This is a genomic window from Paraburkholderia tropica, assembly GCF_014171495.1.
In the GTDB taxonomy this organism is placed as follows: domain Bacteria; phylum Pseudomonadota; class Gammaproteobacteria; order Burkholderiales; family Burkholderiaceae; genus Paraburkholderia; species Paraburkholderia tropica.
Window position 1 is genome coordinate 276,453 of record NZ_CP049135.1, and the last position, 24,763, is coordinate 301,215.

Genomic DNA, 24,763 nt, shown 5'->3' on the forward strand with positions numbered 1-24,763 from the left:
CGCGACTCGCAACGAATCATCAGAACAGCACACAAAGCACCAGGACCTGACCGGCTTATGCAACGCATCCTCAACGTGTTGACTCACAGGCGCACGCTTTCCATCATCGGCTTCATCGCGCTCGCCGCCGTGTTGTTCATCGCAGCCGACACGCTGCAAATCGGGCTCATCTGGGTCGGCGTGGTGCTCGGCGCCCTGCTCGCGATCTGGCTGCTCGTCTGGATCGTGCGCCGCATTCGCGTGCATCGCGCGAATCGCAAGCTCGGCGACATGCTCGAACAGCAGGCTCAGGTCGAAAGCCCGGCGGCCGTCGCCGCGCGCGGCACCCAGGCCGAACTCGACGCGCTGCGCACGCGCCTCGTCGACGCGGTCAAGACCATCAAGTCCTCGAAGATCGGCCAGATGTCGGGCGGCTCCGCGCTGTACGAATTGCCGTGGTACATCGTGATCGGCAATCCGGCGGCAGGCAAAAGCAGCGCCGTGCTCAATTCCGGCCTGCAATTTCCGTTCGCCGACAAAAAGGAAGCGATCGTTCACGGTATCGGCGGCACGCGTAATTGCGACTGGTTCTTCACCAACGAAGGCATTCTGCTCGATACGGCCGGCCGCTATTCGATTCACGAAGAAGATCGCGGCGAATGGCTCGGCTTTCTGGGCCTGCTCAAGCGTTTTCGTCCGAAGGCGCCGATCAACGGCATCATCGTGACGGCCAGCATTGCGGAACTCACGGGCAGCAAGCCCGAATTCGCCATCGACCTCGCCAAGAACCTGCGCCAGCGCGTGCAGGAACTCACTGAAAAGCTCGAAGTGTTCGCGCCGGTCTACGTGATGTTCACGAAGGTCGACCTCATTACGGGTTTCACGGAATTCTTCAGCGGCAGCGAGCGCAACGAATACGACCGCGTGTGGGGCGCTACCCTGCCCTACGAACCCGACGAGAAGCGTGACGTGGTCACGCTGTTCGATGATCGCTTCGAAGAGCTTTACGACGGCCTGAAGGAAATCAGCATTGCGCAGATGTCGATGAGCCGCGGCAACGCGCTCACGCCGGGCCAATTGAGTTTTCCGCTGGAATTCTCGACCATCAAGCCTGCGCTGCGTGCGTTCCTCGCCACGCTGTTCGAAAACAATCCGTTCCAGTACAAGCCGATTTTCCGCGGCTTCTATTTCACGAGCGCACTGCAGGAAGGCGAAACCAATAGCGCCGCCGCGCAGCGCATCGCCAATCGCTTTGCCCTTTCCGCCGATGGTCTGCCCAAGCCACAAGCCGCGTTCTCGAAGAATGGTTTCTTCCTGAAAGACCTGTTTTCCAAGGTGATTTTCGCGGACCGCCATACGGTTCGCCAGTTCGCGAGCCCTGCGAAAACGCGCCTGCGCTACGCCACGTTCTTCGGCGTGGTGGCGGCGCTCGCCCTCGCGCTCGGCGGCTGGACGTGGTCGGCGATCAACAATCAGCAACTGGTGGCGAACGTGCAGGCCGATCTCGACAACGTCGAGAAACTGCAGCAGAACCGCAACGATCTGCAATCGCGCCTGCAGGCGATGGATATTCTCGAGGACCGCATCGACCAGCTCGAACAGTTCCGTCACGACAAGCCGATCTCGGTGTCGCTCGGGCTGTATCAGGGCGATCGCCTCGAACAGCATCTGCTCGAAGAGTATTACAACGGCATTCGCCAGATCATGCTCACGCCGGTCTCGCAGAATCTCGCGTCGTTCCTCAAGGACGTGGACGCGCATCCGGACCAGCTCGCACCGATGACGCACGCGCCGGACTCGGGCGCGGTGCCGGTTTCCGCGCACGCCGCCATGGCGACCACGCGCCAGGGCGGCCTCTATAGCGACGCCTCGCCGAGCAGCGTCGAGGACGCGTACAACGCGCTCAAGACCTACCTGATGCTCTCCGACAAGCGCCACGTCGAGACCGCTCACCTCACCGACCAGATCGCCCGCTTCTGGCGCGGCTGGCTCGAACAGAATCGCGGCAACATGCCTCGCGACGAGATGATCAAGAGCGCCGAGCGCATGATCACTTTCTATCTCGCGCGCGTGAACGACGACGACTGGCCGATGATCGACGCGAATCTCGCGCTCGTCGACCAGACGCGCGAGAACCTGCGCCACGTGGTGCGCGGCATGCCCGCACGCCAGCGCGTGTATGAAGAGATCAAGGCGCGCGCCTCGACGCGTTTCGCGCCGATGACGGTCGCGCGCATCGTCGGCGATGGCAATACGAGCCTCGTTGCCGGCAGCTACGCGATTCCGGGTACGTTCACGCGCGAAGCGTGGTTCCAGTATGTGCAGCCCGCGATCCGCGACGCCGCCACCAAGGAACTGCAGGCGAAGGACTGGGTGCTCAACACCTCGGCCGCCGACGACCTCACGCTCGAAGGCAGCCCCGAGCAGATCCAGAAAACGCTGGTGGGCATGTACAAAACAGAGTACGCGCAACACTGGCAGAAGTTCATGCAGGGCATCGCCGTGCAGGACTTCGGCACCTTCGGCCAGGCTGTCGACGCGATGAACCGTCTCGGCGACCCGCAGGATTCGCCGATCCGCAAGATTCTCGAAACCGCGTACGACCAGACTTCGTGGGACAACCCGTCGCTCGTGAACACCAGCATCAAGCGTGCGCAGAGCGGCATCACGGGCTGGTTCAAGAATCTGTTCTCGCGCGCGTCGAGCGGTCCGTTGCAGGCCAACATCGACATCAACGGCAATCCGGTCGAGCTGCCGATGGGTCCGGTGGGTCAGGCGTTCGCGGGCCTCGGCCGGATCGTCGTCACGCACGACAACGGTTCGATGCTCAAGGGCTACATGGATTCGCTCTCGAAGGTGCGCACGCGCTTCAACACCATCAAGAATCAGGGCGATCCGGGACCGGGCGCGCGCCAGCTGATGCAGCAGACGCTCGACGGCAACGGTTCGGAACTGGCCGATTCGCTGAAGTTCGTCGACGAGCAGATGCTCACCGGCCTCACCGACGATCAGCGCAAGGCACTGCGTCCGCTGCTCGTGCGTCCGCTCATGCAGGCGTATGCGGTGGTGATCCAGCCGGCCAGCGTCGAAGTGAACAAGGTGTGGAATGCGCAGGTGTATCAGCCGTTCCAGGCGTCGCTCGCGAACAAGTATCCGTTTGCGGGCACGGCGAAGGTCGAGGCCGGCGCGAGCGAAATCGCGCAGATGTTCGGCCCGGACGGCGCGATCTCGAAGTTCGTGAGCACCACGCTCGGCCCGCTCGCGGTCCGTCGCGGCGACACGCTTTCGGCGCGCACGTGGGGCGATATGGGCCTCTCGCTCACGCCTGATTTCACCGGCGGCTTCGCGCGCTGGGTCGCACCGCTCGCGGGTGGCGCGGCGGGTGCGAACGGCGGCAGCAGCGAACCGCAGACCGTGTTCCAGATCCTGCCGCAGCCGTCGAGCGGCACGACCGAGTACACGATCGCGATCGACGGCCAGCAGCTGCGTTATCGCAACACGCCGCCGCAGTGGACCAACTTCGTGTGGCCGAATCCGTCGGGCTCGCCGGGCGCGACGCTCTCGGCGACGACCTTCGACGGCCGCACGATCCAGCTCGTCAACGAGCCGGGCCGCTACGGTCTCGAGAAGCTGATCAACTCGGCGCAACGCAGCCGTCGTCCGGATGGCACCTTCGACCTCAACTGGACGCAAGGCAGCGTGACGGTGTCGGTGAGCATGCGCATCATCAGCACCTCGCAGCCGACCGCATCGAGCGGCGATGCACCGCAGCAGCAAGGCTTGCGCGGCGTGCAGTTGCCGTCGTCGATTGCCAGCGTGGGCGCGGCCGCGAATCCGGCTTTGACCCCGGCCGCACCGGCCAATGCGTCGAACAGCACCGCGGCGGCCGCGACGAGCGCGCCGCAAGCGGCGGTCGCGACGGCCAACGCAGTGAGCGCCAACAACAACGCGGGAGGTGCGCAATGACGCAAACCGTTCAGGCGCAAATCGCCTACTTCGGCAAGATTCCGTCGCGCGGCGACTTCGTGAAGAGCGGGCACAATCCGCAACTGCTGCAAACGCTCGATCGCTGGCTCGCGCAAGCGATGGAACTGCTCACCGACGATCCGCGCTGGAAGATCGTCTACGAAGAAGCGAAGCCGATGCACTTCGCGTTTCTCGGCTCGCACAGCAAGCTCGCGATCGCCGGCCATATGGTGGCGAGCCACGATCAGTCGTCGCGGCGCTTTCCGTTTCTCGCCGCCACCGCGCTGGAAGTCGAGCAACCGCTCGCTTTTCTCGCGCGCAGCCCGCTCGCATTCGCGCGTCTCTGGTCGCGCGTCGCTGCACAGATGCAGCCGCTGCTCGGACCGAGCGAACCCGCGGGCGCGCTGCAATCGCTCGGCGAAACGTTCGTGCCGGTCGATGTGGGCGGCACGGGCAATCCGCACGACGGCACGTTCGCCGACTTCGTCGAGCATCAGACGCTTTCGGGCCTCGAACAGATGCTGCTGGCGAGCGGCCATCCGGTGCGTTTGCGCGGCGCGATGCTCGCGCTTGGCTCGCTGCTGCGTCCCGTGATGACGAGCGGCGCAGCGCATCTCGAACGCGGCCTCACGCTGCCGCTGCCGACCGATCCGTTCTATCGCAGCCTCGTTGCCGCGTTCTGGCTCGAACTGATCGCGCCGTTCGTGTCGAAGGCCGATTTCGAACTGGCGATCTTCATCGGCACGATTGCGCAGCGCGAGCGCCTCGTCATCGGATTCAACGGCGCTTCCGCGAAGACCCTGCACAGCGTGGTCGATCCGCAAACCTACGCAGCCCACAACATCGACATCGACGATCCCGAGTGGATCGACGATCATGCACAAAGCGACCATGGCATCAGCAAACTCGTCAGCTACCTCGACCAACCGCAGCTGTCGCTGCGCGTCTCGATCGACACGTTCCGCGAGGCGTTTATCGGGGAGCCGGTCAATGGCCGCCGTGCTTGATACGCGTGCGCGCCGCGCGCTGGCGGCCGCGGTCGCGCTGGTGTTCTGCGCTGCCGCGCCCGCTTTCGCCGACGACGGCAGCCCCGCACGCGTCACGCCCATCGACAACAGCGGCTCGCAGATCCGCACGACGGTCCTGCCCGGCACGGCTTCATCGGCAGGCGTGGCGAATACTGCGCCCGCCGCTTCCGTCACTGCAGCCGCTTCGGGCACGCGCAGCGCCGTGACCTCGACGCCCGCACCGATGGACAACGCGCCGGGCCAGGTCGTGGTGGGCGGCAAGGTGCCCGACGAAGCCACGCACGCTGCCGTGCTGCAACGTCTGCGCGATACGTATGGCGCAGGCAACGTGGTCGACCAGATCGAAGTGGGCGATGTGGCCACGCCGCCTAACTGGTCGTCGAATGTGCAGAAGCTGATTGGCGCGCAGCTCAAGCAGATTCACAAGGGACAATTGAAGATCGACGGCACGCAGATCGACGTGCGCGGCGAAGTGGGCAACGAAGCGCAACGCCAGCAGATCGCGAGCGACATGGCGAATGCGCTCAATCCCACTTATACGATTCGCAATGGACTGCGTGTGAGCGCATCCGAACAGGGTCTGCTCGATCAGACGCTCGCGAACCGCACCATCGAATTCGAAACCGGCAGCGCGACGCTCGCGCCGGAAGGCCGCGCGATTCTCGATCAGATGGCCGCCGTGCTCGCGAAAATGAATACGCGCACGGTGGAAATCATCGGTCATACCGACAATTCGGGTAATCGCGCTTCGAATATCGCATTGAGCCAGGCGCGCGCGGATGCGGTGAAGGGCTATCTCGTTGCGAAGGGGATTTCGCCGCAGCAGCTCACGACCAATGGTGTGGGCCCCGATCAGCCGGTGGCGTCGAACGACACGACCGACGGTCGTGCGCGTAATCGACGTATTGAATTCCGCGCGGGGATTTAAGTGTTGCTGGGCCGCGCGGGGCGCAATGCCCGCGCGGCTTTTTTCATATCGGCTCTACAGCGCTGAACGCGCCTTTTGCATGGCCGCCTGATCGGCCGCCATCTTGTCGATACGCGCCGCGTTGGCGTCGTCTTCTTTGCGCTTCTTGTCTTCCGCGTCGTAATCGGTGGTGCCGAATACGTCTTTGTCGCGCGTGCGGAAATACAGCGAAGGCGCCAGCACGTGATCCTGCCAGCTCGTCAGCAGCGTATCGTGAACGAGCATGTCGAATAGCGCCATGACGTCGTCGGGCAACGGGTTCTTGCCGGCGAACCCTTCCTGCCAGGCTTTTACCAAGGCGATCTGATCGGCGTTGAGCGGATCTTTATTTACGAACGCGGGCGCGAGAAAGAGCGGCGTGTAGTGCATTTGCGTGTCGAACGAATGCGTGAAACGGCGCTGTTGCTCCGCTTCGTAACCCGGCCGCATCTTTTCCCACTTCGACGTCATGTCCTTCGCTTCGGCATCGAGCCGCTTCCACACGGTCGTGTAGTTGTTCGAAGGCGCATGCGCGAACAGATCGTTCCAGTGCGCGTCGGCAGCCTGCTTTTCCTGGCGCAATTGCTGGATCTTCGGCGAGTCCATCGGACCGCTGCCCTGCATTTCCCATTGCAGTTTCGCGGCCGCCGCGCGGCGGTCGTAGTCGGCCTTTTCCACTTGTTTGCGCCATTCTGCAACAGGATCGGTCACGGAGTGACGGAAGTCGGCGTCTTGATAGCGAACGGCAATCCAGCGCAGAAACGTTTCCGCATGCGGCAGGAAATTGACGCCTGCGTTGTTGCGCACAACCTTCCGGTACGCTTCCACGAGCTGCTTGATGCGGTATTGCTTGCCTTCGTAGCTGATGGGGTGGGCGATGGTGATTCGCCTGAACAGAGTCGGCTTCCGCTCATAGATGGTTTCGAAGTCGAGCATGGCACAGCCTGCCTTGAGCGCTTCGATCAACATGTCGCGGAACGGCATGCGCATGAGTTCCGCATTCAAACCCAGTGATCCCTGCGGCGCGCCGCCAACTACGTCGCAACTCGTTCCGGGATAGAGGTATTGTTCGCCGCGTGTCTTTTCGAGGCTGTCGAGCCGCTGATAAAAACGCATCTCGTGCGCGGCGGCGTAGTGCACACAACGCTTCACACTAGCCGGGACGGAAAGCGGGAAGTCCTTGTAATCGGGCTTGATGGTGCCAAGATAAGGAATCAAGCCAATGACTTCGCCCGCATCCTCCGACATGATCGATGAAACCGCATCGAACAGACCGAGGAACTTGATTTCAATCGGCACACCGTCTATTTGCAGATCTTCGTCGTCGCGATGCTTGTACTTCTCGGCAATCCGATTGACGAAGGCGCGCGCGAGCACGCATCCTCGATCGGCTCCAAAAACCGAAAGTTCGATTTTGCGAATTTTACTGACCGCTGGCGGCCCCTTGCGGACGGCATCGACGGCGGCCTTAAACTGGTCCAATGCCGCGGCGAGCCGCGTGTCGACGCCCGTGCCGAAGTAGAAACTCATCGCCTGCGAGTCGCGCACGATGGCAACGTTCTCCATCACCACACTCGTAAATACCTGACGCACGGCAGCCTGTGCCACCTTCAGCGGATTCTTCTTGATATCGTTCTTCGCGTTCTTGTAGACGTGCACGACGCCAAGCTTCGAGCGCTCCCACAACCGTGCGGGCGACGGGTCCAGCACATTGGCAACCCGGCGCATCGTCGCGGGAATGTCCTTGATGTCCTTCTTGAAGTCGTTATAGGCCTTCAGCAACGGCCGGTACGAAAAATCTTCCGCCGACTTCTTGAAGGCATCCGTTGCACGCTTCTTGGCGTCGAATTTATCGAGTTGATTTGCGCGCGTGGCAGAGTTCAACACACTCTTTCCCGCGCCAAGGAGGTCCTTCCCCACCAGGGCGGCGGCAGCCTCACTCGTGTTGATCCAATCGTTGTTCTCGGCGCTTTTGTTGATATCGGTCCCGAGCCCTGAATAATAGAGCGCAAACCAGAACTGGTTCGGGGGACGTTTCGAGTCCAGCATGGTGCGATGGGCTTCCCACAATCGCGCAATATTCGAATATGTGGACGGGTTATCGCTCTTCTCGTCTTCGTCCTTGTTGCGGCCGAATGCGTCGAAAAATACGCCGATGCGAATCGTCGCGCCGCACGGCATGCAATCGCCCTTCGGATAATCATTAGCCGTCATCCGGCTGACGGCGAGACGGACGCTCTGCGGCGTAGCGTCGTCGGGATCCAGCCCGGACGTACTCTTTCCTTTATCAGCCGGCATCGTTTGATTCCTCGCACGGGGGCGGCAGCGGTCCGTTCATGTCGTCTTCGACGGTCGCTGCCGATAATGAGTGGCTATTCGAATCGTGTACGGTGCAGCAATTAGCCCGCATGTTGATACGCCTCGCGCGGGGCGGCACCAGGCCGTCTGGAATCGCCGGAACGGGCACTTTCGCGAACTGCTTGTTCTTCAACGCTTTAAGCACGGCGGGCTGCAGACCTTGCAGAGATGCGGCAAGCGCTCCCGGCTTTGCCTTGTCGGCCTGAATGATTTTCTGCACCGCGGGATGCGCATCGAAATCCGGATTGATGAGCAACGCAAAGTACGCGTACTGCTCGAGATCGCGCTCGTCGGTCAAACGATATTTGATCCACGCTTGCGCGACGGCGCGCGCGATGCGGCGATCTGCATCGCCTTCCGTATCGTCGTAGCGATGGTCCAGCGCATCGCCGTGCTTTTGTTGCATGGCGCGAACGACGTCAACCACGGGCAACCTTGAATTCGGCATGATGCTCGCCGGAAATTCGAGCTCGACATGCCGATCTGGATAAAAATGCACGGCCAGTATGCGGTCGCCGATCCGGGTGGGCTCGGGGCTATCGGGTAGCGTCACGGTCGTTTCGGCGTGAAACGTCTTTTCGTCGCCCGCATGCCATTGATTGGCATCGTAGTAGTTCCACGATACCTTGAACTGAGTGCCTTTCAACGCATAGCAACACGAGACACCGCCGCCGCCGCCCGGCTCATTGTCGCCGCCGCTGCTAACTTCGTGCCCGAATTGATCGGTGATCGTGAAGCCTGCCAGGTTGTACGGCATGTAGTTGAGTGCCATGGTGGAAATGCTGCTATAGCTCGGCTCGGATTTCCCGCATGCGTTGAGCGCGACACAAAGCGCACTCGCAACCGCCACGCGCGTCAGCAAAAAAGTCCCCAACTTCACGATCTGCTCCTTGAATTCCTGAATATCATCCCGCACGAATCTCATCCCACGTCGCATCGTCGATCGTCTCAAACGCCTGCGCCGCGTCCATTTCCTTACGCATCACCGCGGCCAGTTGCGTCTGCACGACCGGGTGCTCGTCGAAGCGCGGGCCAATCAACAGTCCCGTCATGACATACGCCGACAACGACTCATCGCCGGTAATCCGATATCTGCCCGAGCGTTCCAGCTGTTCCAGCGTCTGCTCATAAAGCTCGATATCGCTGAGATGATCGATCGACGTGCCCATCGTTTCGCGAAACTTCAACACCAGTTTGTCGGCATAACCGAGCTCCAACAAACCTTCGTGCTGCTCAGCGCTCAACGGCGACACAATGCGAGTCAGCGCAGGCCTCGATTCATTCCGCCAGGTTGCGGCTTCCAGGCGGCGCGTGCGATATCCAATCTCCAGACAAGGCGCGATAAATTCCTGAGCCTGCTTCTCGCTCCAAACCTGTCGCAATCTCGGCAGTACATGGTTATCGAAAAAGAACAGGTAATACGCCCGCCCGTTGGGCAATTCGTACATCACATAGCGACGCAAATGCGCGTCGATCTGTTCGAACGAAACGGGTGACCAGATCGACGTCAGCGCATAAAGATCGACGGCTTCGCACCAAAGCTGACGAAGCATACTCAGCGCGCTTTCGTCTTTACCGAACAGCACGTGCGCGTCGAACTCGATCAGATACGGCGAAATCTCCGGATACTCTTCGAGTTCAATACCCTTCCACAAGGACACATGGCGAAGCCGCGTCTCGTTCCTCAAACGTTCGTGCAGGTCCTGATAACCACGCGTATCCACGAGCAGATAAAGTCTCGCGTCGATATCCGCGTGCACATAAGCAGTGAGCTTTGCGCGCAGACCGTCAAGCCACACAGGCCACTCTTCCTGGCGCGTATCGACGACGTCGCCTTGCACATTCTGTTCGCTCATCAACCCACCTCGAGCATCGATTCACGGCCGCTCAGCGCGTTCAGCACGCATTCCTTGCAGGTGGAATTCGGCATGGTCGGCAGCGGATAATTCGTGCTGGCCGGCCCTTCGAACGAATGCTGTGCACCCTTGATATCGATCTTGCCGGGCGCGTGAATCTCGATGTTGCCGTCCTTGATGCGGATATAAGCGCCGCCGGACGTCAGCAGCAATTCTTTCTTCGCGGCGCTTTCAACCTTGTCGGTCGCGGAAATCACCTTGAGCAACTTCTGCGCGGTGATTTCGACATTGTCCGCGTGCGACTGGATTTCCACTTTGCCCTGGCCCGCGAACAGTTTCATGCCCGCGTTCTGCGCAAACAGACTGAGTTTCTCGCGCGCGCTGGCGATCAGCGATTTGCCGGTCGCCACGTGCGTGCTCTGTCCGCTCGCGAGGCTAATCTGTTGATCGGCGGCGATGTGCGTGGATTGCTGGGTCGACAACGCAATGCCCGCAGGGCTCGCCATGAGCATCACGGGCTGCGAAAACGCGTTTGCGCTGCCCGTTCCGCCGCCCGCCGTATTGCCGCCGCTTCCCGTCGCGGCTTGCACGCGTTCCTGCGTCGCGGTGGTGAACGACTTCAGCGCGTTCACGCCGTCCGCAAGACTTTCGGCCTGCTGATTCGCACTCGCTTGCGAGAGCGCGTCCATCATGTCTTGCGAGCTCGTCAGTTGCTGATGTGCTTCTGTCACGTCGAGTTGCGCGCTCGCGGCCGATCGGGCGTAAGTCGAAACGTACAGTCCCTGACCTGCCCGCACCGCGCCATAAGCATCCGATTTCAAATCGAATCCGCTACCCAGAAACGCGCCACGCGTATTCGCGTTTTGCGCGACGAGATAGCCCAGATGCAATTGCGAATTCGCACTCGTGCTATAGAGCTGCATGCGGTTCTGGCCGGTGGCGTCGTCGAGTACGAGCTGGTTATAACCGCTGCCGCCATACTCCTTCGATTTGTAACCGGAAAGCAGACCGTTCGAATGCCAGTTTGGCGCGGTCGATCCGTTATAAACGCGGCCCGTCACGATAGGCCGGTCGCAATCGCCGTCGAGCCAGTCGACGATGACTTCCTCTCCGACGCGCGGCACGTGCACGCTGCCATAACTGCTGCCGGTATCGGACATCGCCACGCGCAGCCAGCACGAAGCATTTTCGTCGCCGCTATTGAGCCGGTCCCAATGAAAATGCACTTTGATGCGATTCAGCGAGTCGGTGTACACCTCTTCGCTGGCAGGCCCCACCACGATCGCCGTTTGCATCTGCATATCGGGCTTGGGGTGATCGAATGCACTGCGATACGGCACGGTTTTGCGCTGCGCTTCGATTTGCGCATACAAAAAACCTTCGCTGCCGTCAGCGTGCGTTACCGCAGCCGATGTCGATGTGTGTGCGGCTTTGATCGCCGCGAGACGGCTTTGCAGGCTGTGCGGAAACGATTGCGCCTGCATGCTCGAAACCGGCAGATTATTCTCGACGAACCACACCGTTTCGATAATGGCGAATTCGCGATCCTGCTCGCTATCGGCGTCGTGCGCCGGATGCCCGCTCAACGTGAACCAGCGGCCCGCGTCGAGGTTACGCACCGCGCCACCACCTTCGAAGCGCTTCGTGCGAGATTCCCACTCTTCCATGCGAAACGTGGAAAGCGAGTCGCCGCGCGCCTTGTCGCCAAAACTATACGCGCCGGTGTATTCGTACACTTCGGCTTGCTGCGGAAGATTGCTCGTCGTGTCGAGCGTCGGCACCGAGGTGCCCTTCGCGTTGCTGGCCGTCGAGGGCGACTTGTAATCGAACGTACGCGTCGTGAGCGTCACGCTTTGCAACATACGCGTGGCGCTCCATTGCACCAGCGCATTCGTTTCGCTATTCGTGCCCGCGCGATAGAACTGCACCGTTTGCGGCGAGAGCGCCGGCAATGCGCTCAGATTGTCGACGACGACCAGCGTGTGCGATTTGCCGTCGCTGCCCTGTTCGAAATAACTATAGAGCCCTTCTGACTCCATGATTCGTTGGCAGAAATGCCAATCGTCTTCATATTGCACGCAGAAAGAACGCTGCGGCAACGTGCTTTGCAAGGCGAAGCGGAACGCGCCTTGTGCCTGCGGGTGCGCGTTGAATACGTCGGTGAGAATGGCGTCGGCGGTCTTGTCCTGCCAGATGCGCGCGTCTTTCCTGAACTTCAAAAAATGCTGCCAGGACGCGAATTCGAGCTGATAACTTGTCAGGCCGCTATCCGAACCGAGTCGACGTGCCGTATGCACGTAGCCGTGATGCGGCAGATAAGATTTATCGACCTGTTCGAACCAGAGCGTCACCGGTTGCGCAATCAGTTTCTTCAGTGCGATATCGCCGGTGAGCGACACAGCATCCACCGTGAAGCCATAATCGCGGCCCATACGCGTACGGCCGATCACACGTTGCGGTAGCAATGCGTTATCGCCGAGCGGCGTGTCGAGTTTCAGCAAGCGGCCGTCCTGCACGAGGCCGCAGCTGATAAGACTCATGATGTCCTGTGCGCCCATTTCGCTCACCAGGTGAATGTCATTCGTCCGATTTCACGCCAAGCATCTCGCGAATATGTGCGAGCGTGCTGTCGTCCTTGACCACTGTCGAAAGCCATTGATGCAGCGGCATGCCGGCCCACTCGGCCGCTTTATCGGCGAGATACGCGACCGGGCTATGCGGTTCGGTCTGGCGGAAGTAATCGGCCACCGCGCGCAATTGCGCAACGGCATCCGCGCGGCTTTCAATGCCGCCATGCGCGCGGGGTTGAACGCGAGTCGGGGTCAGCACGTGATCCTCATTGGACAAAGGCGTCTTGAAGCTCGGTTCCGAGCGCTCCTGTGCGCCGCGCGCCGCACCATGTGCGTCGCCTTGCGCCGATTGATCCGCCACGGGCGGCTTCTGCGCAGCGTTCGGATCCACGCCCACATCGCGCGCAAAACGCTCGAGCAACCGATACACATCGTCATAGGCATCGCGCGTTTGACGAAAGCTCGGCGCAGCGTCGCCGGCGCGGCGTTCGAGTTCCGCATCGAGTGCGCCGAGTGCGGCTTCGAATGTTTTAAATTGCGCGAGCAGCGCTTCATAAAATGCCGGCGCCGTGCCGCGCCGCGAAGCGTCGATCTGTTCCACCGACGGCTTGCCGCGCGCAATATCGGCCGCGTTGTCGGGGTCGCGTTTGACGGCCTGCGCGACGTGTTGCGCAACTTCCCAATCGAGCGTGCTAAACGCCGTGCCCGATTGGGTGAGCGGCACCGCTCGCAGCAATTCCGCCGAGCGCCCCGCGAGCCAGGCCACATTGCCCAGGCGCGACTCCACGTCATCGCCTTCGGGCAGCGGATGCACGCCGTCCCAGAAGCGATCCACGATCCCCGTGAGCACCGAAAAGCCTTGCGTGAGGCCCGGCACGCCTTCCTGGATTGCGAGCGCCTCGGTAAGCCATACCGCGAGGCGCAGATCCTTCGTTTGCGTGGCGAGCAGCGCCGTGCAACGCTCGATCACGAGCGGCCAGTCGGCTTCCTTGATTTCCGTGACCCATTCGCCTTGGTCGAGCGACGGGTCGTCGAAGCGACGCGCGTAAGCAATCGTGTCGAAATCCGCGGAGAACAGCAGATCTTCGCCACACGGCGAGGTTTCGTTGATGGGCGCGAGCAGCGCGGTGTAATCGTTCGACATATCAATTCACGGTGTATTCGATCTCGCCAGCCTCGTTGGCGCGCACTGTCACGCGCGCGAGCGCGGTGCCTTCTGCGATGCGTTCGAGCACGTATTGCGCAAGCTCGGGCAGCAACGTGCCATTGAGGATGTGATCGACATTGCGCGCACCCGAATCGACTTCGGTGCAGCGCGCGAGCACGGCGTCGACGAGCGTATCGTCCCACTCGAAAGTGGCGCCATGATTCGCTTCGATCCGCCGGCGAATGCGTTCGAGTTTGAGTTCGATGATCTCGGCGAGCACGTCGTCGGAGATCGGGTAATACGGTACGACTTTCATGCGCCCGAGGAATGCAGGCTTGAATGTCTTGTAGAGTTGCGGACGCAGCAATTCGGCCAGCGCGTCGGCGTCGGGCAATTCCTCGGCGGATTTATTCAGGCACGCCTGCATGACCGCCGACGAACCCACATTCGAAGTCAGAATAATGAGCGTATTGCGGAAGTCGATTGCGCGCCCTTCCGCATCATCCATCGTGCCCTTGTCGAAGATCTGGAAAAACATTTCCAGCACATCGGGATGGGCCTTTTCCACTTCGTCGAGCAGCACGACCGAATACGGATTGCGACGCACGGCTTCGGTCAGCACACCGCCTTCGCCATAACCGACATAACCCGGCGGCGAGCCTTTGAGGCCCGACACGCTATGCGCTTCCTGATATTCGCTCATATTGATGGTGACGAGTTTGCGCTCGCCGCCATAAAGAATATCGGCGAGCGCAAGCGCCGTTTCCGTTTTACCGACACCCGACGGGCCGACGAACATGAATACGCCACGCGGCTTATCCGGATCTTCCAGGTTCGCGCCTGCCGTGCGAACGCGTTGCGCAATCGCTTCGAGCGCGTGGTCCTGACCGATCACGCGCTCGCCGAGCAGCGGACTCAGGTTCAGCACCGTTTTAATTTCGTCCTTCACCATCCGGCCGAGCGGAATGCCTGTCCACGACGACACGACTTCGGCCACGACATGCGCATCCACTTGCAGCGGCACCATCGGACCATCGCCTTGCAACGCATGCAATTGCTCGACGAGTGCGGGCAGCGCGGCGCGCGCGTCGTCGGCGTCGCGTGCAAGCGCAGCGTCGGCGGCGGCTTCGCGCGAAGCATCGATACGCGCGCGCAGCGCAGCGATCTGCGTGACGAGTTCGTGTTCTTGCGCATAACGCGCTTCGTCTTCGGCCACTTCAGCGGCGCTGGCTTCGCGTTCCACTTTGAGCGCGGCGAGCCGTTCTTCGTGCGCCGCGCCATTCGCCGCTTCGCGTTCGAGCGCGGCGATTTCGGCGTCGACGCGTTCAATATGGCGCTTGCCGTCGTCGATCGCACCAGGCGTTGCGCTATGCGCGAGCGCGACTTTCGCGCAAGCGGTATCGAGCACGCTCACGGCCTTATCAGGCAATTGACGCGCGCTGATATAGCGATGCGAAAGTCGCACGGCCTCGGTAATCGCCTCGTCGAGAATGCGCACGTTGAAATGCTTTTCCATCAACGCGGTCATGCCGCGCAGCATCGAAGCCGCGAGCGTTTCGCTCGGCTCTTCGATCTTCACAACCTGAAAACGCCTGGCAAGCGCCGCGTCTTTCTCGAAGTACTTTTTGTATTCGCTCCACGTGGTCGCGGCGATCGTGCGCAATTCGCCGCGCGCGAGTGCGGGCTTGAGCAGATTGGCGGCATCGTTCTGGCCCGCCTGACCGCCCGCGCCAATGATCGTGTGCGCTTCGTCGATGAACAGCACGATCGGCTGCGGGCTTTTCTTCACTTCGTCGATCACGCTCTTCAGGCGATTTTCGAATTCGCCCTTCACGCTCGCGCCGGCTTGCAGCAAGCCCATATCGAGCACACGCAACGCAACGTTGCGCAGCGCCTCGGGCACGTCGCCTTCCGCAATGCGCAGTGCGAGCCCTTCGACCACCGCCGTTTTACCGACGCCCGGTTCGCCCGTGAGAATCGGGTTGTTCTGGCGGCGGCGCATGAGAATGTCGATGGTCTGGCGAATTTCGCCTTCGCGGCCGATCACCGGATCGACGCGGCCTTCGCGCGCTCGCTGCGTGAGGTCGGTCGTATACGTGTCGAGCGCAGGCGTTTTCGACGGGCCGCCGTTCGATCGCACTTCACCGTCCGCGTCCGATGCCGAGGGTTGCGCCGCTGCACACTCGGCGTCGCGCGGGGCGGCTTCGACCGACCCTTGCGTCAATTCGTCGAAACTGTGCTTGAGTTCGGCAACCGGCACCTCGCCCAGACGCGAAGACATGCGATGCGCGAATTGCGCGAGATCGGGCGCACTCAGTAGCGCGAGCAGCAAATGTCCCGAGCGGATACGCCCGATCTGCGTGTCGAGCGAGGCAATCAACCAGGCCTGTTCAAACAGCGCGATCAAATGCGGCGAGAATACCGGCGTACGCGTATTGCCGGTTTTCAGTTGCTGCAATTCGCGTTCGAGATCGGCGCGCACGGCATGCGGATCGATACGCGACGCGCGCAGCGCGCACACCAGATCGCTCGTGGGCTCTTCGAGCAAGGCGAGGAACAGGTGCTCCAGATCGACTTCGTAATGCCCCCGCGAAAGGCACGCGCTGGCCGCGCGTTCGGCCGCGAGACGGCAGGTGGAGTTGAGCTTGGTGATGAGGGTCTTGAGAGGCGTGCTCATGTCGTGAAGTCGGTCCGGGCGGAGTTCCAGTCAGTCGTCAGTGGGTGACATGCAATTCGTAATGCGCGTCGGCGCGATCGCGATCGGCTTCGTGGGTGCAAAGGAACGCATCCCAGCCCAGGCGCGAGCCGCCGCCGAGTCGACTCGGCCCGACGTCGTCGCGCCGCAGCACGAGCCGCACTTCGTATTCGAGCGTCACGCGTCCCAGCAGCGTGAGCATGTGCTCCAGCGCGATCGCGCGTTCGCCGCCGGGCAAAAAGGCTTCGTAATCGGTTTTCGAAAGCGGACCGACGACGAGACGCGCGCGCATGTCGCGTTGCCAGACGCGCTGACCGGCGAGCGCCGTCGCGCCCAGCGCCACGTTACGCATACCGAGCATCGAGAGTTGATCGGGCGGAACGTCGTACCATTTGCCGACGAACTGCTCGATGCGCACTGGCACATTGAAATATTCGGAGAGCGTGTTCTGCAAATACGCAGCGGAAACCGGCCGATGACGTGCGGCCGGCGCATAACCGGCAATCGCTTCATCGAGCAATGCGCCGCGTCCGCCATGCAAACTCTCGCGCGAATCGTGGTCTGCCACGCCCGCGAGCGCGAGCAGCAAGGGCATATAGCGCTCGTCGCGATCGAGTTCGTAATGGAACGGCAAACGGTATTTTTTCCACGCGGAATAAAACAACGCCGTCGCGCGATTGGAAAATACGTCGAAGAATTCACGCGCGGCGCGGTCGCGCTTGAGCTGCTCGCGCGCGATCAACTGCTCCGTATAGTGCAGCGGCAATGCGCCCTGCCCGCCGAGCAAGCCAAAAAACGCAGGTGTGATTTCCACCTGGTCGAGACGTTCCTCATCGAGTGCGGCAGCGCGTTGCTCGGGTTCGGCGAGTCGCGTCCCGGTTTCGTCGTACGAGGCAGCCTGTTCGATTTCGCTGGGCGGAAAGCCCAGCGAGAGCGTGTTGCGGAACGCCACGCGATGCGTGAGGACGTCGCGCTGGCGATCCTGCTTCTTGTCGACGAACCAGCGTTCGAGCAGACGCACCGCCTGAAAAAATTCAAAGCGGTGCGGCTCGTCGAGCAGACGCTCGATTACACGAGGATCGAATCGCCGCTGCGGGGCTTGCATCGCAGGATCTCCTCGCCAGTAAATTTCGAAATCACGACCAGTTGCACGAAACTGTTGATATGCACATACAGGCCGAAGAACACGTCGAGCACCCGCGCGAACGTGCCGAGACTCGTGCCGACAAAATGGTCCTCGTCCACGGTCACGCGAATTTCCACGCCGCGCACGAAGGTGGCGAACGGTTTGCCGGGCAACCATTGCACGGCGGCGCGCTGCTCCACGTCGACGATGCCGTCGATATGGCGCGACGACACGGCGCTGCGCCGCAAATCGTAGAGCGCGAGCATTTCCTTGAGCGTGGTCGCACCGCCGCTCGCCAGCGAAACGTGACTGAGCGCGAGATGCGAAATCAGACGCCAATGCGCGGCCTGGCGTCGCTCGAAACGCGCGCACGACGTGGGCCGCGCGAGCAGCGCAATCTGATTCACGAGCGAGCCGCCTTCGAGAAACAGGTCGCCGCCTTCCAGGCCCACGGCGAGACCGGCGGGCAAATCGCGGTTCGTGCAGGTCAGTTCGAGGCTCAGCGTATCGGTTTGTTCGACCGCGGGGTCGAAGTCAATATCGACAATCGAAATTTCAGTTTCGTAACCCGGGCTTTTCTGCGCGACGGCTTCATCGCGTCGTGCAAACCAGTAATGACCGGCGCGCGACGCTTCGCCATGACGCAGCGAATAAAACGGCCGGAATTCCACCACTGATTCCGCATCGGCGCGCTGTTGCACGAGTTTGACCGAGTCGATCGAATAGACTTCGTACGCGAACGCGCGGCGTGCCTCGGCCACCACTGGATATGCGATGCTTTGGTGATTAAGGCGAATAGGCTCGCCGTGCTGCTTGAAGAGATTGACGACCGGCGTGCAGAAGAGCCGCAGATGATGTGCCGCGAGCGTGTCGAGCAGCCGCGCCTCATGCGAATCGCCGCGCACTTCCTTGAGCACGACATGCAGCGTGAGCCGCTGGCAGCGGCCCGCGGCGGATGCCAGCGCGCCCAGATCGAAATCGACGAAATCGAATTTCGCGGGAAATGCAAAATACTCCGTGAGCAGCCGATAGGCGGGGTGCGAGCGCGAAGGAAAATCGATCAGCGCTTCGTCGTCGCTAAAACCGGCCTGACGATACGGCAATTCCGGCAGCGCGCGCCAGCGACCGCTGCGATCGGATTCGACCCATGCACCCAGCGCGTTCACGAACAGGCAGTCGCCGAGCGCCGCGATAAAAGATTGCTCGCCGTGCAGATACGTGCGCAATTGCGGCAATTTCAACGTCGCAAGATCGAGTTGCGGCGAAGTCGATTCAATCGTGATTGAAATAACGCCCGTGGCGTCGCCGGGCAGCACGATCGAACTCGGCGCCATCGCCACCGGCATATAGCGCGCTTCGCTGATCCGCACCGGCGCAAGCGTCACGTCATAAGCGGTGCGAAAACGGCATTGCACGCCGCGCAGCGGGCGCGACTTGAGTTCGGTGCCGCGCTCGATCGTGGCCGGCGCGGTGAGCTGCGTGAACGACGCCGTGTTGCCGATCTGCGCGATCGAACACGCCGGAAAAGGCCGCAGATAATGCGGATAGAGGACTTCGAGCAGCGCCTCGGTGAATTCCGGGTAATCGTCGTCGAGACGCTTGTTGATACGCGCGCCCAGCAACGCGAACGACTCGATCATGCGCTCGACGTGCGGGTCCTCGCAGTGCTCGCCGCTCATCGCGAGACGGGCCGCGATCTTCGGGTAGCGCTCGGCGAATTCGCGCGAATAACGTCGCAAGAACGACAATTCGCGCTCGTAATACGGCAACAACTCTTCCATCGCGACTCCCCGCCCCCCAAAACTACCTGTGCAGCCGCGGCGCGTGACAGTCCGCGGCCGTTGCCGTGCTTCAGGTCTTCGCGCGTGCGCGCGAGACCGAATACTGCAGCGTCGAAGGCTGCAGCAATGCATCGAAGTTTACCGGCTCTTCGGCCGGATGCACGACCAGTAATGCCTGAATAGCGAAATTCAGCACGCTGGTCGAGCGCGAATTCAATTCGAGCGACACCGTCACACGTTGCAGGCGCGGTTCGTGCCGCTCGATTGCCTGCTGGATCGACTTGCAGATAAAGGCGCGATCGTAATGGCTCGCGAGACTCAAACCCGCGAAATCGTTCAGGCCGTAAGTCAGCAGGGATTTACGGCATTCAGGCAATTGCGCAAGCATGTGCTCGGTGAAGGCGATTCGCGTATTCAGAATCGACTCCAGATCGCGCGCCACCGTCGCTTTCAGTTCGTCCAGCGACAATTGCCGCATCGCGGCAGGTGCCGGCGAATGCGGTTCGTCGTCGAACAGCTTGTCGAAGAAACTGGGCTCGAAACGTTTCATCAAACCATCCGGCGTCGCATGCAATGAAAACCGGGCGGCGCGCCCTGCGCCCCACCCGGTTCAACGACACCTTAGACCGCGTAGGTCTTGTCGTTCTTCGTCAGGCTCCATGCGCCCTGCGCGTTACCGCCCTGGTTGCCGCCGATCTTCTGCTGCGTGTACTTCCACTGCACGGCCGCGTACTTGAGCGAAAACTCTTCGGTCGGCAGGCCTTCGCCAACGACCGTCGGCGTGATGCTCGAAATGATCACGTACTTGAGCTTCACTTCGAGGTACTTGATGCGGTTGCCTTCGCCGTCCGAACGCATGAAGTCGATGGTGACTTCGTCGAACGTCGTGCCGCCCGAAGCGTGCTGATACAGCAGCGGGCTGACCACGTCGATGTCCTTCGTGAAGCGCATATCGGCGTGTTCGCAGCGTTCCGACGTGTGGCCGCCGGCCGTCGATGCCGTTGCCGAACGCGGTTGCAGGATCGAGTGACTCCACGAGTCGATTTCGATCCAGTTAGCGTGGTCCTTATCCTGCGATTCGCCCTTGATCGCGGGATTGCCGAATTTTAGATAGATGTCCTTCATAACGTATCGCTCCCCATAGAGGTGGTTTATACGGCGGCGCGAGGCTCGAAGCCGGGCCGCCCGATGGACCGCTCACACTTGGCGCGGGCCCCATTTACACGAGGCCTCTACACCGGATGCACCGCATTGCCTGCACCGTTCTGGCGGTGCAGGCAATCGCGTTCGGCGCATTCTCAATTCCCTTTGTGCGGCTTTCTTTCCGTCGTCTTGATTGCCGCTTTCGATGACGCGCCCGTTACGACGCTTGCATTACGAATTAGCCGGCTTCGGCAGATCCGCCACGAGACGCAGCGAGATCGACAGTTCGTCGAGCTGGAAGTGCGGACGCAGGAACGCGACCGAACGATACGCACCCGGACGCCCCGGAATTTCCGCGACCTGAATCGACGCTTCGCGCAGCGGGAACTGTGCCTTCTGTTCCTGCGTGGCGTTGTCGTCGAGCAGTACGTATTGCGAAATCCAGCGATTCAGGAACACTTCGACGTTTTGCGCCGAAGCGAAGCTGCCGATCTTGTCGCGCATCATCGCCTTCAGGTAGTGCGCCACGCGCGATACCGAGAAGATGTATTGAAGCTGCGCGGAGAGCACGGCATTCGCATTGGCGCTATCGGTGCTGTACTTCTTCGCTTTCTGCACCGATTGCGCGGCGAAAAACGCGGCATAATCGGAATTTTTGCAGTGGACGAGCGGAATGAAACCGAGGTCGCTCAGTTCCTTTTCGCGGCGGTCCGTGATGGCGATTTCGGTCGGGCACTTGAGCGCGATTTCGCCGTCGTCGGTCTTGAAGGTGTGCGTCGGCAGATCTTCCACGAGACCGCCGCCTTCCACGCCGCGAATCGCCGCGCACCAGCCGAAGTCGTCGAACGCTGCCGTCAGGCGCGCGCCGAAGGCCCACGCCGCGTTGCACCAGAGGTATTTGCTGTGATCGGTGCCGTCCACGTCTTCAACGAAGTTGAAGCCTTCCGCCGTCGCACCGTCTTTCGGATTGAACGGCAGGCGGCCCAGGAAGCGCGGCAGCGTCAGACCCACGTAGCGCGAATCCTCGGCGTCGCGGAACGACTTCCACTTCGCGTATTCGACGGTGTCGAACACCTTGCCCAGATCGCGCGGCTTGCCGAGATCGGCAAACGATTCGAGGCCCATCAACTCCGGCGAAGCCGAAGCGATGAATGGCGCGTGTGCGGCCGCGGCGACATGCGACATCTGTTCGATGAAGTACATGTCTTCGGGCTGGCGCGTGATTTCGTAATCGCCGATCAGCGTGCCGAAAGGCGCGCCGCCGAACGTGCCGAATTCTTCTTCATAGACCTTCTTGAAGAGCGCGCTCTGGTCGAATTCGACCGCGGCTTTGAAGTCGCGCACGACGTCGCGCTTCGGTGCGTGCAGCGCCTTGATCTTGATGGTCTGGCCGGTATTGCTTTCCTTGCACAGATAATCGAGGCCGCGCCACGTGCTTTCGAGGCGCTGAAATTCCGGCGCATGCATCACCGCGCTCAATTGCTCGGAAATCAGGCGGTCGAGTTCGGCCACGCGCGCGTCGATGGTCGCGGACAGATTGTTCGACACGACCACGGTGCCGTCGAGCACCTGATGCACGAGTTCGCCGATCAGGTCCTTCGCACGCGCGTGCTCCGAATCCGATTTCGCGACCTTGCTCTTTTCGACAATGCTGTCGAGCAGTGAAGACGTGCTGCCGTCTTCGGCTTCGATGGCCGCGCTTTGCGCGGCTGCGGTTTGCTGATTCATTGCGTCCCCCGCCTCATTCGCCCTTGGGTTCGTCTTCCGACGGGTCTTTGCGAGTGTTCTCCGCGAGCGCCTGCAACTGCTGCGTATTGGAGAGCACTTCGCTCAGCAGGTCTTCGAGCTTGTCGTTGCCCGCGAGCTTGTTGCGCAGATCCGCGAGCTTCGAACGCGCGTCGAGCAGGCGGCGCAGCGGCTCGACCTGAGCCACGACCTCGTCCGGATTGAAATCGGCCATCGACTTGAAGCGCAGATCGACGGCGAATTTGCCGCCCGCTTCGCTCAGGCGGTTTTCCACCTGAAACGCGGCGCGCGGCTCGATGCCTTTCATCACGTCGTCGAAATTGTCGCGATCGATATTGATGAACTTGCGGTCGCGCAGCTTGGGCTGCTCGATTTCCGACTGACCGGCCAGATCGCCCATGACGCCGACGACGAACGGCAGTTCCTTCACTTCGATCGCATCGCCACGCTCGACCTCGTAGGTCAGCTGGACGCGCGGCGGCCGCACTTTCTGCAAGCGCTTCTGGATGCTTTCTTTCTTTGCCATCGACGGCTCCCTGCTCCCGTTTTGACCTTGTTATCGGACGTGTCGCGTGTGGTGCTCGAAACTCAGCGCAGCGCGCTGAACGGATCAGCGGCGTTACCGGCAGCCTTGGCGGGCGCCGGCGCGGCGGGTGCTGCGGGCGCGGCCGGAGCCGCGGGTGCAGCCGCCGTTTCTGCGGATTCGGCAGCCTTCGGCGCGGCCTTGGTGACGCGCTTCACATAGCGCTTCTTCTTCACCGGCGACTTCGCGCTCTGGTCGGGCGGGAACAGCGCGTCCTCGCCGAGCGTGTCGCGCAACTGCTTCGCGAGCGCCTGGGCGTCCGACTTCGCGTCGCCTTGCAGCGAAGCATCCTGACGCAGTTCGCCAAGCGACTCTGTCGCTACGCGCAGGCCGGCCACGGCCAGCACGCTCTTCGCGCCACGATCCGTCTGATCGCGTTGCAGCGCTTCTTGCGCCGCCACGATCGCCTGACCGTAGTGCTGCTGCTGGAACTGGATCTGGGCAATGCGCGACCACGGCTCTTCACGCGTGGGGTCGGCGGCTGCAAGCTTCTGATACGCGGCGATCGCCTGATCCTGGTCGCCGCCCTTCGAGAGCGCGTCCGCATCGGCGAGCGCCTTGTTGAATGCTTCGGGCGATGCGGAAAGATTGTTGCCCTGGGTGGCGCAACCCGCGACGATGCCGCACGCGATCACAGCCCCCGTTAGCTTCGAGAAGACGCTCTTATTCATGTTTTCTCTACCGACCAGAGAGTTTGATTGTGTTTGTGATTCAGCTTCGAGATCTGCGCCTCGAAAACTACCATCGAGATCTCTGTCTCGCAGACTTATCTCGATATTGAAACGAGTGTTTTACTTATTGCTCAACGCGCGGGTATAGTACAGGCCAAATTTCGATAATTCAACTGTGCAATGAAAAGTGCCCGAAAGAAAATGGGCCTCGCGTGAAGCTGAAAAGTGCTGGAGAAGCGAGTAAGAACCATGACAGAAGCCACAAAGTAACGGGCGCACAGCTGACAAGGAAATAATTTCCGGCGCAACCAATGTACACGGGGCTTCGGGCAGGAAAATTTGCCGGATTTTTATTAAAGAAGGCATCACGGGGATAATGTCCGCGCAATGCGCCGTGCATTACCAACGTTCAAGCGGATTTAACGTTGTCGGAGAGTTCGGGCTTCAAGCCCGCGATAAAAATGACTGCGCGCATTATTCAAATCGCATCAAATGTGGCTCTGGTTTGCGCCGCTGCTGCCTTGCTGGGCGGGTGCGCGGCGGCCGTGCCCGCGTTGGGCAGCGCGGCCTCGGCGGCGCTGCAACTCGCGGGCATCGGCAAGCCCGATGTACCCGACAGCCAGAAGCCGCCGCGCGACCTCGGCGTCACGCTCTACGCGGCGCGCAATCTCAATGCGGCGACCGATAACAAGCCGCTCGCATTAGTCGTGCGCCTCTACGCGTTGAAGGATCCGACCTCGTTCCAGCAGGCGCCGTTCGACACATTCACCGATCCCGCGAAGGAAAAAAGCACCTTGGGCGCCGACCTGCTGAGCGTGCGCGAAATCACCTTGATTCCGGGGCAGCGGTATAACGCCACGGAGAAAGTTTCGCGCGAAGCACAAGCTTTCGGCATCGTCGCGCTGTTCCGCGACCCGGCAATGAAGCGCTGGAAATTCGCTTTCGATCCGGCGAAATCGGAGAAATCCGGCATAATGGTTGGCCTGCACAACTGCGCCATGACGGTCACGAGCGGTACCGTAATCCCCGCGGATGCAAGTCAGTCGGCGCAAGCGCTCAATCTGCTTTCGTCTGTCACCTGTGGTTAAAAGCGAATCGGTGACAGCGAATGCGAAGATTTAAAACGGGGCAGAAAGAGCGGCAGCGAACCTTGCAAATGAGGGGAATG

The 24,763-nt window shown here is 61.3% G+C and carries 17 protein-coding genes; 4 read left to right on the forward strand and 13 right to left on the reverse strand.

The annotated features are described in order from the left end of the window. Positions 1-57 precede the first annotated feature (57 nt). The 3 genes from tssM to G5S35_RS15990 are packed head-to-tail and all read left to right on the forward strand — an operon-like array spanning position 58 to position 5,901. Positions 58-3,945 carry a type VI secretion system membrane subunit TssM gene (gene tssM, locus G5S35_RS15980; protein WP_183039197.1) on the forward strand — a complete coding sequence of 1,296 codons (3,888 nt, stop codon included), beginning with the start codon at positions 58-60 and terminating at the stop codon, positions 3,943-3,945. Continuing rightward, entirely contained in the window at positions 3,942-4,952 is a 1,011-nt protein-coding gene (gene tagF / locus G5S35_RS15985; RefSeq protein WP_074985698.1) for a type VI secretion system-associated protein TagF, read from the forward strand. The genes tssM and tagF overlap by 4 nt, the downstream gene beginning before the upstream one ends. After that, positions 4,936-5,901: an OmpA family protein gene (locus tag G5S35_RS15990; protein ID WP_074985700.1), complete on the forward strand. Its 966-nt coding sequence runs from the start codon at positions 4,936-4,938 to the stop codon at positions 5,899-5,901. The genes tagF and G5S35_RS15990 overlap by 17 nt, the downstream gene beginning before the upstream one ends. 54 nt (positions 5,902-5,955) lie before the next feature. Here the strand turns inward: G5S35_RS15990 and G5S35_RS15995 are convergent, their stop codons facing one another. The 13 genes from G5S35_RS15995 to G5S35_RS16055 form a co-directional block, all read right to left on the reverse strand. Further along, on the reverse strand, positions 5,956-8,217 hold the full coding sequence (locus G5S35_RS15995; RefSeq protein WP_065065759.1) for a DUF2235 domain-containing protein: 2,262 nt from the start codon (positions 8,215-8,217) through the stop codon (positions 5,956-5,958). After that, positions 8,207-9,193: a DUF3304 domain-containing protein gene (locus G5S35_RS16000; RefSeq protein WP_237181421.1), complete on the reverse strand. Its 987-nt coding sequence runs from the start codon at positions 9,191-9,193 to the stop codon at positions 8,207-8,209. Before G5S35_RS16000 ends, G5S35_RS15995 begins: the two co-directional genes overlap by 11 nt. Beyond that, on the reverse strand, positions 9,183-10,133 hold the full coding sequence (locus G5S35_RS16005) for a DUF4123 domain-containing protein (protein ID WP_183039198.1): 951 nt from the start codon (positions 10,131-10,133) through the stop codon (positions 9,183-9,185). Before G5S35_RS16005 ends, G5S35_RS16000 begins: the two co-directional genes overlap by 11 nt. Continuing rightward, complete coding sequence (locus tag G5S35_RS16010) at positions 10,133-12,691, reverse strand: type VI secretion system Vgr family protein (protein WP_183039199.1); 2,559 nt, start codon at positions 12,689-12,691, stop codon at positions 10,133-10,135. Before G5S35_RS16010 ends, G5S35_RS16005 begins: the two co-directional genes overlap by 1 nt. 19 nt (positions 12,692-12,710) lie before the next feature. After that, a complete protein-coding gene (tssA, locus tag G5S35_RS16015) occupies positions 12,711-13,847 on the reverse strand; it encodes a type VI secretion system protein TssA (RefSeq protein ID WP_074985706.1) in 1,137 nt (378 codons plus the stop codon). A 1-nt stretch (position 13,848) separates the two neighbouring features. Beyond that, the gene (gene tssH / locus G5S35_RS16020; protein WP_074985708.1) at positions 13,849-16,527 is read right to left on the reverse strand and encodes a type VI secretion system ATPase TssH; all 2,679 of its coding nucleotides are present in this window, start codon (positions 16,525-16,527) and stop codon (positions 13,849-13,851) included. 37 nt (positions 16,528-16,564) lie between these two features. Next, a complete protein-coding gene (gene tssG, locus G5S35_RS16025; protein ID WP_074985709.1) occupies positions 16,565-17,650 on the reverse strand; it encodes a type VI secretion system baseplate subunit TssG in 1,086 nt (361 codons plus the stop codon). Then, a complete protein-coding gene (gene tssF, locus G5S35_RS16030; RefSeq protein ID WP_074985711.1) occupies positions 17,614-19,452 on the reverse strand; it encodes a type VI secretion system baseplate subunit TssF in 1,839 nt (612 codons plus the stop codon). Before tssF ends, tssG begins: the two co-directional genes overlap by 37 nt. Positions 19,453-19,522: 70 nt before the next feature. After that, on the reverse strand, positions 19,523-20,002 hold the full coding sequence (gene tssE, locus G5S35_RS16035; RefSeq protein WP_065058887.1) for a type VI secretion system baseplate subunit TssE: 480 nt from the start codon (positions 20,000-20,002) through the stop codon (positions 19,523-19,525). Positions 20,003-20,073: 71 nt separating this feature from the next. Then, positions 20,074-20,577 (reverse strand): Hcp family type VI secretion system effector, encoded by a 504-nt coding sequence (locus tag G5S35_RS16040; protein WP_065058888.1) that lies wholly within the window; start codon positions 20,575-20,577, stop codon positions 20,074-20,076. Positions 20,578-20,826: 249 nt separating this feature from the next. Next, positions 20,827-22,323: a type VI secretion system contractile sheath large subunit gene (tssC, locus tag G5S35_RS16045; RefSeq protein ID WP_065058889.1), complete on the reverse strand. Its 1,497-nt coding sequence runs from the start codon at positions 22,321-22,323 to the stop codon at positions 20,827-20,829. A gap of 13 nt (positions 22,324-22,336) precedes the next feature. After that, entirely contained in the window at positions 22,337-22,867 is a 531-nt protein-coding gene (tssB, locus tag G5S35_RS16050; protein ID WP_065058890.1) for a type VI secretion system contractile sheath small subunit, read from the reverse strand. A 62-nt stretch (positions 22,868-22,929) separates the two neighbouring features. Next, a complete protein-coding gene (locus G5S35_RS16055) occupies positions 22,930-23,595 on the reverse strand; it encodes a tetratricopeptide repeat protein (RefSeq protein WP_074985712.1) in 666 nt (221 codons plus the stop codon). Between the two features lie 461 nt (positions 23,596-24,056). On the opposite strand from G5S35_RS16055, the gene tssJ reads away from it, so the two are divergent. Continuing rightward, on the forward strand, positions 24,057-24,683 hold the full coding sequence (gene tssJ / locus G5S35_RS16060; protein WP_124261787.1) for a type VI secretion system lipoprotein TssJ: 627 nt from the start codon (positions 24,057-24,059) through the stop codon (positions 24,681-24,683). The last annotated feature ends 80 nt before the right edge of the window (positions 24,684-24,763 follow it).